Below are 15,238 nucleotides of genomic sequence, written 5' to 3' on the forward strand. Positions count from 1 at the left end.
CGAAACATAAAGTGATCGGCTGGCTCAACTTAAGTTGAGCGCTATTCAGGTGATTTCATGCCGCCACGGCGGATTGGCGCCCGCGCGTGACACGGTCACCGCCGCTGCCTTTGCACCGAGCGCCAGCGCTTTGCGGATGGCGTCTTGCGTGAGGTCGCCTATGGCCGCCTTCATCAGCAGGCCCTGTTCATGCAGGGAGGCAAGGATGCCGGCATTGAAGGTGTCGCCGGCGCCGACCGTGTCGACCACCTCGACTTTTTCCGGCATCACGGTGACGGCGTGGTCTTTGGTGTAACCGACAGCGCCTTCGCTGCCATGGGTCACGACGATCAGCTTGGGGCCACGGTCAAGCCAATTGCGGATAACATCCTCATGCGAGCCGGCTTCGCCGAACCAATGGAGGTCTTCGTCCGAGAGCTTCACGATGTCGGCCATCGCCATCATTTCGCGGATGCGCCTGAGATGCTTTGCCTTGTCGGGAATGAAGTTCGGCCGGATGTTGGGATCGAGCATCATGACGCGGCTAGCGTGCTCGCGCCGCATGAACTCTTCATAGGCACTGCCGGCGGGCTCCGAGATCAGGCTGATGGCGCCGAACAGCATAGCCTCGATCTCGCTGCCGAGCGCCGGCAGGTCATCGATTGTCAGCAGGCGTCCGGCTGTGTTCTCGTCGTAGAATGTGTATGTCGCCTGGCCGTTGGTGAGCTTCACGAAGGCCAGCGTCGTTGGCCTGGGCGAGGTGTGGGCATAGGTGGAACTGACCTTGCTCGCGCCCAACGCATCCCTGAACTGGCCGCCGAAAAGATCCGACGACAGGCCCGAAAAGAAGCCGGCCGGCGCGCCCAGCCGGCCAAGCGCGATGGCCGTGTTGAACACCGCGCCACCTACATAGGGAGCAAAGGCCGGCTCACCCTGCGTCGTGGTGCGCGGCAGCATGTCGATCAGGGCTTCGCCGCAGCAGAGGATCATGGCTTCCTGGTCTCCGGCGGATAGATCACGCCCTTGCGGATGATGATGTTGGCGTAAAGCCGCGGCTCGCTTGTCGCGACGATGGCATGCGCCGATTTGACCCGTGCATAGAAGTCGGCGCCGGCCAGTGCAACCACCTTGCGGCCCGGCGCGCGCTTGGCGCAGATCGCCTCGATCTCGCGATGGACTGGATCGGCGAGCGACGGGTCGCCTTTCACGGACGCGCGAAACAGCGCCTCCGGAACCGCGTCGTCGACCGGCAGGATGCTCAGGATCGCGTCGAGCACCGGAATGAGCGGATGACCGTCGGCGCGGATCAGGCGCCTTGCCTGCTCCTCGGCCGGATAGTTTCCATCGACAAGGGCGATCTCGTCGCCATGACCCATGGCGCGCAGTGTCGCCAGAAGATCCGGACCGAGCAGCGCCGGGATTCCGATCAGCATTCAGGCGCTCCTGGAAATCGTCGTCGAACCGATCAGGAAACGTTCGGACAGCGGCAGGCTGGCGCCGCCAAGCGCTCGGGCATGGATGCCGACGGTTCCCTCCCGAACGGCGGGAAGTTTCAGGCCTTCGCCGTCGATCGTCGCGATGGCCGCGATGATGGCGTCGACCAGCCGGCGGCGCACCGCCTTAGGCATCCAGCCGTCGATCACCGCCGCCTCGAAATCGATGACCGAGGACGCGGCGACGATGGCATAGGCAAGTGCCTGTGAGGCACTGGCGATCCAGTCGTCGAGTTCGGAACCGATCTCGCCCCAGTCCTCGGGCGAGGTCCACAGATGCGAGGCCTCGACGCCCCGGGCATTGAGCGCTTTTTCCAGTATGGCGATCGACGCCACGTCGATCAACTGGGTCGGCTTTCCATCCGGTCCGGGCACCGGCATCGAGCCGAGCGCGCCGGCATTGCCGGTTGGGCCGCCGAACAGCCGGCCGTTGAGCACGATGCCGCCGCCGGCGAAGGCGCCGATATAGAAATAGACGAAGTCACGTGCGCCGCCCGCCTGGCCGAAGACGAGCTCGGCGCCGCAGGCCGAGGTGGCGTCATTTTGCAGATAGACCGGAAACTCGCATTGCCCCTGGATATCGGTCCTGATGTCACGGTGGCGCCATTCGTCCATGACGTCGCGCGGCGCGCCGGCGGTGTCGGCCCAGTTCCACAGTTCGAACGGCATGGCGATGCCGAGCCCGGCAATGCGCTTGTCCTGCGCCGCTGTCAGTTCGCCACGCATCTTCTTCATGCCTGATGTCACGAATTCAACCGTCTCGCGCGGTGCCGGATAGCGGTAGGAGTGCTGCAGCATCGCGCGCACATGCCCAAGAAAATCGATCAGCACCAATTCCGCGCTGCGGCGGCCGATCTTGAGGCCGATGAAGAAGGCGCCCTCGGGGTTGAGCGCCATCGGTATGGAAGGCTGACCGATCTTGCCGCGCAGCGGCGCCTGGCGAATGAGCAGGCCTTCTTCCTCCAGTTCGCGCATGATGACCGAAACCGTCTGCGCCGAAAGTCCGGTCATGCGGGCGATGTCGGATTTCGCCAGGCTGCCATGCTGGCGCACCAGCGAGAGCACCAACCGCTCGTTGTGGTCGCGCATGCCGCTCTGGTTGGTGCCGCGGTGAATCAGGCTGTCATTCGCTTCGGGCGAACCGTGCCTCGCAGTGGCGGTCTCCACCCTGTTCCTCCCGTCGTTTCTTCTCAATGCTTTTGGGCCAGAATGAGTGAACGAAGCAAGGCTGTCAATAATAAATAAGAGTGATTTAATTATTGACAGAGGCCCCGGTCTGGTGTCTGTTGGAGCCGCGTCCGCGCTGGGAGAAATTCGTTGGATGCGCTGTGGATGTCGGTTGGCCGGCATCCGGAATTGGTTCCACTGGGAGGAAAATCGTGACCAATACAAAACTGTTGAAGTCCACCGTCTTTGCGGCGGCGGCCCTGGGCCTGATGGCGTTTGCCTCGTCCGCATCCGCGGCCGGTGTTGGCGCTTGCCTGATCACCAAGACCGACACCAACCCCTTCTTCGTCAAGATGAAGGAAGGCGCGACCGCAAAGGCCAAGGAACTCGGCGTCGACCTCAAGACCTACGCCGGCAAGATCGACGGCGACAGCGAGAGCCAGGTGGCGGCGATCGAAAGCTGCATTGCCGACGGCGCCAAGGGTATCCTGATCACCGCTTCCGACACCAAGGGCATCGTGCCGACCGTGAAGAAGGCACGTGATGCCGGCCTGCTGGTGATCGCGCTCGACACGCCGCTCGACCCGATCGACGCGGCCGATGCGACCTTCGCCACCGACAATCTCGAGGCCGGCAAGCTGATCGGCGCCTGGGCCGCCGCGACGCTCGGCGACAAGGCCAAGGACGCCAAGATCGGCTTCCTCGACCTTACGCCTTCGCAGCCGACCGTGGACGTGCTGCGCGACCAGGGCTTCATGATGGGCTACGGCATCGACGTGAAGGACCCCAACAAGATCGGCGACGAAACCGATCCGCGCATCGTCGGCCACGACGTCACCAATGGCAACGAGGAAGGCGGCCGCAAGGCAATGGAGAACCTGCTTCAGAAGGACTCCGGTATCACCGTCATCCACACCATCAACGAGCCGGCCGCTGTCGGTGCTTACCAGGCGCTCAAGGCCGTCGGCCTTGAAAAGCAGGTGTTGATCGTCTCCGTCGACGGTGGCTGCCCTGGCGTGAAGTCGGTTACGGAAGGCGTGATCGGCGCGACATCGCAGCAATATCCGCTGCAGATGGCCGCGCTCGGCATCGAGGCGATCGCCGCCTTCGCCAAGGACGGAACCAAGCCGAAGCCGACCGAAGGCAAGAACTTCTTCGACACCGGCGTCAACCTGGTGACGGACAAGCCGGCCACCGGCGTGAAGTCCATCGACACCAAGGAAGGCCTCGCCAAGTGCTGGGGCTGATGCCGGTCTGACTGGCAACAAAACAACCGAAACGGCCGGGGGGACTTGATCCCCGGTCGCTTCCGGTGGACGATGGGTCGCGTGACCGCGAACAATCCCGGCGATAGACCGGAAAGGCGTGGACGGGCGTCAGCGATTGGCTGACCCCTCACGGGGAGGAAACATGGCTCAAGCTCAGGAATTCGAGAAGGTTCTCTCGGGCAGCGACACCAGCGTCGCCGCCTTTGACGAGCACAAATCGGCCGTCAAGCGCATCCAGCATTTCCTGCATTCGACACCGGCCGCTGTGCCGCTAATCGTGCTGGTCCTGTCGATCATCATCTTCGGTATCGCCATCGGCGGACGTTTCTTTTCGTCCTACACGCTGACGCTGATCCTGCAGCAGATCGCCATCGTCGGCATCCTAGGTGCCGCCCAGACGCTGGTCATCCTGACCGCCGGCATCGACCTGTCGATTGGCGTGATCATGGTGATTTCCGCTGTGATCATGGGCAATTGCGCGGTCAGCTACGGTATGCCGGCCATTCTCGCCGTGACGATAGGGCTTGCCGCCGGTGCGGCCTGCGGGCTGCTCAACGGGCTGCTGGTCGCCTACATGAAGCTGCCGCCCTTCATCGTGACGCTTGGCACGTGGAACATCGTCATGGCCACGAATTTCATTTATTCGGCCAATGAGACAATCCGCGACACCGATGTCGACAATCAGGCGCCGCTCCTGCATCTGTTCGCAATGAGCTTCAAGCTGGGCACGGCGGTGCTGACGCTCGGCGTCATTGCCACGGTCGTGCTCGTGATGATCCTCTGGTACGTGCTCAATCACACGGCATGGGGCCGCCATGTCTACGCCGTCGGCGATGACCAGGAGGCGGCGAAGCTCTCGGGTATCCAGACCAAGAAGGTGCTGGTGACGGTCTACACCCTTGCCGGGTTGATCGCCGCTTTCGCTGCCTGGGTCTCTATCGGCCGCAACGGCTCGATCTCGCCGTCCGCCGCCGTCACCGACTACAATCTGCAGGCGATCACCGCGACGGTGATCGGCGGTATTTCCCTGTTCGGCGGGCGCGGCTCGATCCTGGGCACGCTGTTCGGCGCGATGATCGTCGGCGTCGTCTCCATGGGTCTCAACATGCTAGGCGCCGATCCGCAATGGAAAGTGCTGCTCACCGGTGTGCTGATCATCGGCGCCGTGGCGATCGACCAATGGATCAGAAAGGTTTCGGCATAATCATGACCCAGGAACCCATCCTTACCGCGCGCGGGCTGGTCAAACGCTATGGCCGCGTCACCGCCCTCGACAATGCCGACTTCGACCTTTATCCCGGCGAAATCCTCGCCGTCATCGGCGACAATGGCGCCGGTAAGTCATCGCTCATCAAGGCGATTTCCGGCGCGGCCGCGCCGGATGAAGGCGAGATTCGGCTCGAGGGCAAACCCGTCGCCTTCAAGTCGCCGATGGAGGCCCGCGAAGCCGGCATCGAGACGGTCTACCAGAACCTGGCGCTGTCGCCGGCCCTGTCGATCGCCGACAACATGTTCCTCGGCCGTGAGATCCGCAAACCCGGCTTCCTCGGCCAGTGGCTGCGCATGCTCGACCGCCCGGCAATGGAAAAGCGGGCCCGCGACAAGCTTACCGAACTTGGCCTGATGACCATCCAGAACATCAGCCAGGCGGTGGAGACGCTCTCCGGCGGCCAGCGCCAGGGCGTGGCGGTGGCGCGCGCCGCTGCCTTCGGTAGCCGTGTGGTGATCATGGACGAGCCGACGGCTGCCCTCGGCGTCAAGGAGAGCCGCCGCGTGCTCGAACTGATCCTCGACGTCAAGAAGCGCGGCCTGCCGATCGTGCTGATCTCGCACAACATGCCGCATGTTTTCGAGGTGGCCGACCGTATCCACATCCACCGCCTGGGCCGTCGCCTGTGCGTCATCGATCCCAAGCAGTATACGATGTCGGATGCCGTTGCCTTCATGACCGGAGCAAAGACCCCCCCGGAGGCAGCGCTGGCAGCCTGACTGCCAAGTTGCCGCAGGCGCTCCTGGTTGCGCAATCGCCTAAATCGATTGAACATCCTGAAAGATGCGCTAGCATGGGCTGGGAGGATTGACGAAAGCCGGTATGATCGGGGCAACCGCACGAGAGGCAGCATGACGCGCGCGATGACATCCGAAACCCTTCCACCACTGCTCGAAAATCCCGATCCGAAGACGCTCGCAAGAGAAGTTCTGATGGCCCTCAAATACAGGGTCGGCAAGGACACCACCGTCGCAACCCAGTACGATTGGCTGACCGCCTCGATCAAGGTCGTGCGCGACCGCATCGTCGATCACTGGATGCAGGCGACAAAAGAGGCCTACGACCAGCAGGAAAAGCGCGTCTATTACCTGTCGCTGGAGTTCCTCATCGGCCGCCTGATGCGCGACGCCTTTTCCAATCTCGGCCTGATGGACAATATGCGCGAGGCACTGTCTTCGCTCGGCGTCGACCTCGATCTCATCGCGGCGCTCGAACCCGATGCCGCGCTCGGCAATGGCGGCCTTGGCCGGCTCGCCGCCTGCTTCATGGAAAGCATGGCGACGGTCGACATTCCAGCACACGGCTACGGCATCCGCTACGCCAACGGCATGTTCCGCCAGGAGATTCAAGGCGGCTGGCAGGTCGAACTGCCCGAGACCTGGCTCGATCACGGCAACCCCTGGGAATTCGAACGGCGCGAACGCTCCTTCGAGGTCGGCTTCGGCGGCTCGGTGGAATCCATCACGTCAAAGGACGGCCGGCTCGAGCGCCACGTCTGGAAACCGACCGAGCATGTCCTGGCTGTCGCCTACGACACGCCGGTCGTCGGCTGGCGGGCAAACCGCGTCAACACGCTGCGGCTGTGGTCGGGCATGCCGATCGATCCGATCCTGCTCGACAAGTTCAATGCCGGCGACCACATCGGCGCGCTGGCCGAAAGCAACAAGGCGGATGCGTTGTCGCGCGTCCTCTATCCCGCCGATTCCCACAAGGCAGGGCAGGAGCTGCGGCTCAGGCAAGAGTACTTCTTCTCCACCGCCTCGCTGCAGGACATCGTGCAGCGGCATCTCAGTCAATATGGTGACCTGAAGTCGCTGCCCGACAAGGCGGCGATCCATCTGAACGACACCCATCCGGCGATCGCGGTGCCGGAGCTGATGCGGCTCTTGATGGATGTCCACGGCATGGACTTCGACCTCGCCTGGGATGTCACCAAGCGCACCTTCGGCTACACCAACCACACGCTTCTTCCCGAGGCGCTGGAAAGCTGGCCGGTACCGCTGTTCGAGCGGCTTTTGCCGCGCCATATGCAGATCGTCTACGCCATCAACGCGCAGGTGCTTCTGGAAGCGCGCGCCACCAACCTGTTCTCGGATGAGCAGATCAGCCGCATCTCGCTGATCCAGGAGAATGGCGACCGCCGCGTGCGCATGGGCAATCTGGCCTTTGTCGGCTCGCACTCGATCAACGGCGTTTCGGCGCTGCATACCGAGTTGATGAAGGAAACGGTGTTCGCCGACCTGCACAAGCTCTATCCCGATCGCATCAACAACAAGACCAACGGCATCACGCCGCGGCGCTGGCTGATCCAGTGCAATCCCGGGCTGACCTCGCTCGCCCGCGAGGCGATCGGCGACCGCTTTCTCGACGACATCGACGCTATAAAAGGGCTCGACAGCTTTGCCGATGACAGCGCGTTCCGGGAGAAGTTCGCGGGCGTCAAGCGGCAGAACAAGGCGCGGCTGGCCAATCTCGTCGCCGACCGGCTCGGCATCAAGGTCGACCCCTCGGCGCTGTTCGACATCCAGGTCAAGCGCATCCACGAATACAAGCGCCAGCTTCTCAACATCCTCGAGGCGATCGCGCTTTACGACCAGATCCGCTCGCATCCCGAGCGCGACTGGATGCCGCGCGTGAAATTCTTCGGCGGCAAGGCGGCGCCCAGTTACCACAACGCCAAGCTGATCATCAAACTCGCCAATGACGTCGCCAGGGTCATCAACCGCGATCCGGCCGTTCGCGGTTTGCTGAAGGTGGTGTTCGTGCCGAACTACAATGTCAGCCTGGCCGAAATCATGATGCCGGCCGCCGACCTGTCCGAGCAGATTTCGACCGCGGGCATGGAAGCGTCGGGCACCGGCAACATGAAGTTCGCGCTCAACGGCGCGCTGACCATCGGCACGCTCGACGGCGCCAATGTCGAGATCAAGGAATGCGTCGGCGACGACAACATCTTCATCTTCGGCCTGACCACGGCCGAGGTCGCCGAGCGGCGCAACAATGGCTACAACCCGCGCGCCGTGATCGAGGGCTCCCCCGAACTGGCGCAGGCGGTCGCGGCCGTTTCATCGGGTGTCTTCTCGCCCGACGATCCCGATCGCTACCGCGACCTGATGAACGGCCTCTACAACAGCGACTGGTTCATGGTCGCCGCCGATTTCGACACCTACGCCGCCGCCCAGCGTGATGTCGACGCTGTCTGGCGCAACAGCCCGGACTGGTATGCCAGGGCGATCCGCAATGTCGCGCGTGTCGGCTGGTTCTCGTCCGATCGCACGATCCGCCAATACGCGAAAGAAATCTGGAACGTGCCTGTCTGATGTGATTGCATGAGGCCACGAACAATGTGGTCCCGGTGATGCGGTTGAACCTCAACTCACATCACCAGAAACAAACACCTGGTGCCCTGGGAGGGACACTGCCTGATGAGGAAACCGCGCGCGACCGCTGCGACAAGCGGGCCGGACGGACTGGCGCCAGCCAGCGATGTTGCGGCGATTGTCGCCGGCACGCATGGAGATCCGTTTGCAGTCCTTGGTGTCCATGAGGTCGGCAAAGGCCTGTTCGCCCGTTGCTTCGTTCCGCATGCCGAGACCGTCACCGCCTATACACTGACGGGCATCGAGGCTGGTCAATTGTCGAGGCGAGACGATGCCGGCTTCTTCGAAGGGCAGTTGACGATCAAGAAGCGGCAGCCGCTGCGCTACCACGCGCGCAATGCCGGCGGCGACTGGTGGCTGACCGATCCCTATTCTTTCGGCCCCGTGCTCGGGCCTCTGGACGATTACTATATCGCCGAAGGGTCGCACCTCCGACTGTTCGACAAGCTTGGCGCGCATGTCATCGAGCACGAAGGCGCTACCGGCGTGCATTTCGCCGTCTGGGCTCCCAATGCAAAACGCGTCTCGGTGGTCGGCGATTTCAACGACTGGGATGGCCGCCGCCACACGATGCGCGATCGCCGCGACACCGGCATCTGGGAACTGTTCGTGCCCGACATCGGTGCCGGGCGGCCCTACAAATACGAGATCATCGGACCCGATGGCGTCAGGCTGCCGCTGAAGGCGGACCCGTTTGCGTTCAAGTCCGAACTGCGTCCGGCCACGGCCTCGGTTGTCGCCGTGCCGCCGGCGCATGAGTGGGGCGACGAGGCGCACCGCAATTTCTGGCGCAATGCCGATCACCGCCGCGAAGCCATCTCGATCTACGAAGTCCATGCCGGGTCCTGGCAGCTTCGCGACGACGGCACGTTCCTGTCCTGGGACGAACTGGCCGACCGGCTGATCCCCTATGCGGTCGAGACCGGCTTTACCCACATCGAGTTCATGCCGATCTCCGAACACCCCTATGACCCGTCCTGGGGTTATCAGACAACCGGGCTTTATGCGCCGTCTGCCCGTTTCGGCGATCCGGATGGCTTTGCCCGTTTCGTTGATGGCGCGCACCGCGCCGGCGTCGGCGTCATCCTCGACTGGGTGCCGGCGCATTTCCCGGTCGACGCGCATGGCCTGGCCCATTTCGACGGCACCGCGCTCTATGAACATGCCGATCCGCGCAAGGGCTTCCATCCCGACTGGAACACCGCGATCTACAATTTCGGCCGCCGCGAGGTGATATCGTTCCTGGTCAACAACGCATTGTTCTGGGCCGAGAAATATCATGTCGACGGTTTGCGCGTCGATGCGGTCGCCTCGATGCTCTACCTCGACTATTCGCGCAAGGCCGGCGAATGGATCCCCAACGAGAAGGGCGGCCGCGAAAACCTCGAAGCGGTCAGCTTCCTGCAGAAGATGAACAAGGAGGTCTACGGCCACCATCCGGGCGTCATGACCATCGCCGAGGAATCGACCTCATGGCCGAAAGTCTCGGCGCCGGTACATGAAGGCGGCCTTGGCTTCGGCTTCAAGTGGAACATGGGCTTTATGCACGACACGCTAGAGTATTTTGCCAAGGAGCCGATTTTCCGCAAGCATCACCACAACGACCTCACCTTCGGCCTGACCTACGCCTTCTCGGAGAATTTCGTGCTGCCGCTCTCGCATGACGAGGTCGTGCACGGCAAAGGCACGCTGCTGGGTAAGATGGCCGGCGACGACTGGCAGAAATTCGCGACCTTGCGGGCCTATTACGGCTTCATGTGGGGCTATCCCGGCAAGAAGCTGCTGTTCATGGGGCAGGAGTTCGCGCAGCGCCGCGAATGGAGCGAGGCACGCGCGCTCGACTGGAACCTGCTGGATTTCCGCCCGCATCGCGGTGTCTGGCAGACGGTGCGCGATCTCAACTATCTCTACCGTTCGCGCCCGGCGCTGCACGGTCGCGATTGCGAGCCGGAAGGCTTTTCCTGGCTGATCGTCGATGACAGCCAGAATTCGGTTTTTGCCTGGGTGCGCAACGCGCCGGGCGGCAGCCCGGTGGCCGTCATCTCCAACTTCACACCGGTACCGCGCGACAATTATCGTGTGCCGCTGCCGAAGGCCGGCAAGTGGCGCGAGATCATCAACACCGACGCATCCGAATATGGCGGCTCCGGCATGGGCAATGGCGGCATTGTCGAGGCAAGGGCAGAGGGCAAGAGCATCTCGGCAACGATGCTTTTGCCACCGCTGTCGACGATCATGCTCGAACTCATTGTCGACTGAGGCCGGCAAGGCCGAGCACCATGGCGAGACTTGAGTAACTTGGGAGGGTAGAAATGGCAGACTTGAAACGGACCCAGCCGCTGGCACGCGATGCCATGGCCTATGTACTGGCCGGCGGCCGTGGCAGCCGCCTCAAGGAACTGACGGACCGTCGCGCCAAGCCGGCGGTCTATTTCGGCGGCAAGACGCGCATCATCGATTTCGCGCTCTCCAACGCGCTGAACTCGGGTATCCGCCGCCTCGGCGTCGCCACCCAGTACAAGGCGCATTCGCTGATCCGCCACCTGCAGCGCGGCTGGAACTTCTTGCGGCCAGAACGAAACGAGAGTTTCGACATCCTGCCGGCCAGCCAGCGTGTCTCTGAAACGCAGTGGTATGAAGGCACGGCCGACGCCGTCTATCAGAACATCGACATCATCGAGGCCTATGGCCCGGAGTACATGGTCATCCTGGCCGGTGACCACATCTACAAGATGGATTACGAGCTGATGCTGCGCCAGCATGTCGATGCCGGCGCCGATGTCACGGTCGGCTGTCTCGAAGTGCCGCGCATGGAAGCGACCGGCTTCGGCGTCATGCATGTCGATGCCAAGGACAACATCATCGCCTTCGTCGAAAAGCCCGCCGACCCGCCCGGCATTCCCGACAGACCTGAGTTTGCTCTGGCCTCAATGGGCATCTACGTCTTCAAGACCAAGTTCCTGATGGAACAGCTGCGCCGCGATGCCGCCGAGCCCGGCTCTAGCCGCGACTTCGGCAAGGACATCATCCCCTACATCGTCCAGCACGGTAAGGCGATCGCCCACCGCTTCGCCAAGTCCTGTGTCCGCTCGACGATGGAAAACGAGGCCTACTGGCGCGATGTCGGCACGGTGGATGCCTATTGGGAAGCCAATATCGACCTGACCGATATCACGCCGGAACTCGATCTCTACGACCGCGACTGGCCGATCTGGACCTATGCCGAGTTGAAGCCACCGGCAAAGTTCGTCCATGACGAGGATGGTCGGCGCGGTTCGGCCGTTTCTTCACTGGTGTCGGGCGATTGCATCGTCTCTGGCGCTTCGCTGAAACGCAGCCTGATCTTCACCGGCGCGCGCATCAATTCCTATTCGACGCTGGAAGAGGTCGTCATGCTGCCCGACGTTCATGTCGGCCGGAACGCAAAGTTGAAGCGCGTCGTCATCGACCATGGTGTTAGGATACCGGAAGGACTGGTGGTCGGCGAAGACCCCGCTCTCGACGCCAAGCGTTTTCGCGTTTCCGAAAAGGGTATCTGCCTGGTCACGCAGGACATGATCGACAAGCTGAAACTTTAGACAGGATCGGACGCATGCAGGTTCTGTCGGTCACGCCCGAAATCTTCCCGCTGATCAAGACCGGCGGCCTTGCCGACGTGACTGGGGCGCTGCCCATCGCGCTCGCCGCCAAGGGCGTGACCATGCGCACGCTCATTCCGGGCTTTCCGACCGTGATGGCGGCCTTCAAGAAAAAGAAGGCCGTCTACCAATATCCGCTGCTGCAGGGCGGCAAGGCTTCGGTCCACGCCGTCCAGATTGCCGGGCTCGAGCTGTTCGTGCTCGACGCGCCGCATCTGTTCGACCGCCCGGGCGGCCCCTACGGCAATGCTGCGGGCGCGGACTGGCCAGATAATTGGCGGCGCTTCGCGGCACTGAGCCAGGTTGGCGGCGATATCGCCGGCGGCGCCATCTCCGGCTACCAGCCTGATATCGTCCACGCCCATGACTGGCAGTCGGCGATGACGCTGGCCTATATGCGCTACGGCAAGGCGGTCGGCGTCCCGTCGATGATGACGGTCCACAATCTGGCTTTCCAGGGCCAGTTCGGCGCGGGCATCTTCGGCGAACTCGGTCTGCCGGCGGTGGCCATGGCGCTCGACGGCGTCGAATATTATGGCGGCGTCGGCTTCCTCAAGGCCGGCCTGCAGGCGGCGTGGGCGATCACCACGGTGAGCCCGACCTATGCGCAGGAAATCTGCTCGCCGGAATTCGGCATGGGTCTCGACGGCCTCATCAACATGCGCTCCAGCGACCTCTACGGCATCGTCAACGGCATCGACACCGCCATCTGGGATCCGGAGACCGACAAGCATCTGGTGTCGAACTATACAGCCGCCACGCTCAAGGCGCGGGCACCGAACCGGGCAGCCGTGGAGGACCGCTTCGGCCTCGACCGCGACGACAGCCCGATCGTTTGCGTCATCAGCCGGCTGACCTGGCAGAAGGGCATGGACATATTGGCCACCGTCGTCGACGGCGTCGTGGCGACCGGTGCACGCCTGGCCATACTGGGCTCGGGCGATGCAGGGCTGGAAGGCGCGCTGCTTGCTGCTGCCGCACGCCACCGCGGCCGCATCGGCGTGGTCGTCGGTTATGATGAAGGGCTGTCGCACACCATGCAGGGCGGCTGCGACGCCATCATCATCCCGTCGCGCTTCGAACCCTGTGGGCTGACGCAGCTTTACGGTCTGCGCTATGGCTGCGTGCCGATCGTTGCCCGCACCGGCGGCCTGGCGGACACGGTCATCGATGCCAATGAGGCCGCCGTTTCTGCCGGCGTCGCCACAGGTTTTCAGTTCGCGCCCAACAATGGCATTGCCATGCTGCACGCCATCCGCCGTCTCGTCGACGCACATGCCAATCCGGTGATCTGGGAATCGCTGCAGCGCCAGGGCATGAAGGCCGATGTGTCGTGGGACAAGAGCGCGGAGAAATATGTCGAACTCTATCGCCTGCTGCTTTCGAAAAGGGTTGCCTGAAGCATGATACGGACCGTTCCCACCAAGCCCTATTTAGACCAGAAGCCCGGCACGTCGGGACTGCGCAAGAAAGTGCCGGTGTTCCAGCAGGAGCACTATGCCGAGAACTTCATCCAGTCGATCTTCGACGCGCTCGACGGCTTCAAGGGCAAGACGCTGGTGATCGGCGGCGACGGCCGCTTCTACAACCGCGAGGTCATCCAGAAGGCGATCGCCATGGCCGCCGCCAACGGCTTCGGCAAGGTCATGGTCGGGCAGGGCGGCATATTGTCGACGCCGGCCGCCTCCCATGTCATCCGCAAATACAAGACCTTCGGCGGCATCATCCTGTCGGCCAGCCACAATCCCGGCGGTCCGCATGAGGATTTCGGCATCAAGTACAATGCCGGCAATGGCGGCCCGGCGCCGGAAAAGCTGACCGATGCGATCTTCGAAAAAACCAAGGCGATTTCGAGCTTCAAGACATCAGACATCGATCCGATCGACATCGACACGATAGGCACCGTCAAGGCCGCCGGCATGACGGTCGAGATCATCGATCCGGTCGCCGACTATGCCGAGCTGATGGAAAGCCTGTTCGATTTCGACGCGTTGCGTAGACTGTTCAAATCGGGCTTCCGCATGCGCTTCGATGCCATGCACGCCGTGACCGGTCCCTACGCCAAGGAGATTCTCGAAAACCAGCTTGGTGCGCCAAGCGGCACCTGTCGCAACTTCAAGCCGCTGCCGGATTTCGGCGGCCACCACCCGGATCCGAACCTGGTGCACGCCAAGCATCTCTATGATGAGATGATGGGACCGGACGCGCCGGATTTTGGTGCGGCTTCCGACGGTGACGGCGACCGCAATTTGATCATCGGCAAGGGCATTTTCGTCACCCCGTCGGATTCGGTGGCGATGCTTGCCGCCAATGCCCGCCTGGCGCCCGGCTACAAGGACGGGCTGAAGGGCATCGCCCGCTCCATGCCGACCAGCGGTGCTGCCGACCGCGTCGCCGAAAAGCTCGGCATCGGCATCTACGAGACGCCGACCGGCTGGAAGTTCTTCGGCAATCTGCTCGATGCCGGCATGGCGACGATTTGCGGCGAGGAGAGTGCCGGCACCGGCTCCAATCATGTCCGCGAAAAGGACGGCCTGTGGGCCGTGCTGTTGTGGCTCAACATCCTTGCCGCGCGCGGCGAAAGCTGCAAGCAGGTCGTCACCGAGCATTGGGCGGCCTATGGGCGCAACTACTATTCGCGCCACGACTATGAAGAGGTCGAAAGCGACCGCGCCAACGCACTGGTCGATGAACTGCGTGCCAAGCTCGCTTCGCTGCCCGGCACCAGCGTGCGCGGCCTGAAGATCGCCAAGGCCGATGACTTCGCCTATCACGACCCGGTCGACGGCTCGACCAGCGAGCATCAAGGCATAAGGGTGCTGTTCGAAGGCGGCTCGCGCGTCGTCTTCCGGCTCTCCGGCACCGGCACTTCCGGAGCGACGCTGCGCGTCTATATCGAGCGCTACGAGCCCGATAAGGCGAAGCACGATATCGACACGCAGGAAGCGCTCGCCGACCTCATCGCCGCCGCCGACGATATTGCCGGGATCAAGGGCCACACCGGCCGCAACAAGCCGAGCGTGATTACTTGAGGGTGGCGGAT

11 protein-coding genes are annotated in these 15,238 nt (G+C 62.9%); 8 read left to right on the plus strand and 3 right to left on the minus strand.

From position 1 onward, the window contains the following. Positions 1-45: 45 nt before the first annotated feature. Genes AC1D05_RS25330 through AC1D05_RS25340 form a run of 3 tightly spaced genes read right to left on the minus strand, consistent with a single transcriptional unit; the run spans position 46 to position 2,639 of the window. The gene (locus tag AC1D05_RS25330) at positions 46-969 is read right to left on the minus strand and encodes a carbohydrate kinase family protein (RefSeq protein WP_477444461.1); all 924 of its coding nucleotides are present in this window, start codon (positions 967-969) and stop codon (positions 46-48) included. Next, positions 966-1,412, minus strand: a complete 447-nt coding sequence (locus AC1D05_RS25335; protein ID WP_477444462.1) for an RbsD/FucU family protein — start codon at positions 1,410-1,412, stop codon at positions 966-968. Before AC1D05_RS25335 ends, AC1D05_RS25330 begins: the two co-directional genes overlap by 4 nt. Beyond that, entirely contained in the window at positions 1,413-2,639 is a 1,227-nt protein-coding gene (locus tag AC1D05_RS25340) for an ROK family transcriptional regulator (RefSeq protein ID WP_477444463.1), read from the minus strand. Positions 2,640-2,908: 269 nt separating this feature from the next. Here AC1D05_RS25340 and AC1D05_RS25345 point away from each other — a divergent pair, with 269 nt between their 5' ends. The 8 genes from AC1D05_RS25345 (at position 2,909) to AC1D05_RS25380 (ending at position 15,227) form a co-directional block, all read left to right on the plus strand. After that, a complete protein-coding gene (locus AC1D05_RS25345; RefSeq protein WP_430515894.1) occupies positions 2,909-3,886 on the plus strand; it encodes a sugar ABC transporter substrate-binding protein in 978 nt (325 codons plus the stop codon). 163 nt (positions 3,887-4,049) lie between these two features. After that, positions 4,050-5,111: an ABC transporter permease gene (locus AC1D05_RS25350; protein ID WP_477444464.1), complete on the plus strand. Its 1,062-nt coding sequence runs from the start codon at positions 4,050-4,052 to the stop codon at positions 5,109-5,111. A 2-nt stretch (positions 5,112-5,113) separates the two neighbouring features. After that, entirely contained in the window at positions 5,114-5,896 is a 783-nt protein-coding gene (locus AC1D05_RS25355; RefSeq protein ID WP_172231191.1) for an ATP-binding cassette domain-containing protein, read from the plus strand. A gap of 132 nt (positions 5,897-6,028) precedes the next feature. Continuing rightward, on the plus strand, positions 6,029-8,497 hold the full coding sequence (locus tag AC1D05_RS25360; protein ID WP_477444465.1) for a glycogen/starch/alpha-glucan phosphorylase: 2,469 nt from the start codon (positions 6,029-6,031) through the stop codon (positions 8,495-8,497). Between the two features lie 105 nt (positions 8,498-8,602). After that, entirely contained in the window at positions 8,603-10,816 is a 2,214-nt protein-coding gene (gene glgB, locus AC1D05_RS25365; protein ID WP_477444466.1) for a 1,4-alpha-glucan branching protein GlgB, read from the plus strand. 53 nt (positions 10,817-10,869) lie between these two features. Beyond that, on the plus strand, positions 10,870-12,135 hold the full coding sequence (glgC, locus tag AC1D05_RS25370; protein WP_477444467.1) for a glucose-1-phosphate adenylyltransferase: 1,266 nt from the start codon (positions 10,870-10,872) through the stop codon (positions 12,133-12,135). Positions 12,136-12,149: 14 nt separating this feature from the next. Beyond that, entirely contained in the window at positions 12,150-13,595 is a 1,446-nt protein-coding gene (gene glgA / locus AC1D05_RS25375; protein WP_477444468.1) for a glycogen synthase GlgA, read from the plus strand. Positions 13,596-13,598: 3 nt separating this feature from the next. Beyond that, positions 13,599-15,227, plus strand: coding sequence for an alpha-D-glucose phosphate-specific phosphoglucomutase (locus tag AC1D05_RS25380; RefSeq protein ID WP_477444469.1), 1,629 nt, complete (start codon positions 13,599-13,601; stop codon positions 15,225-15,227). Positions 15,228-15,238 lie beyond the last annotated feature (11 nt).

The sequence above is a fragment of the Mesorhizobium sp. P2_E9 genome, from assembly GCF_056403815.1.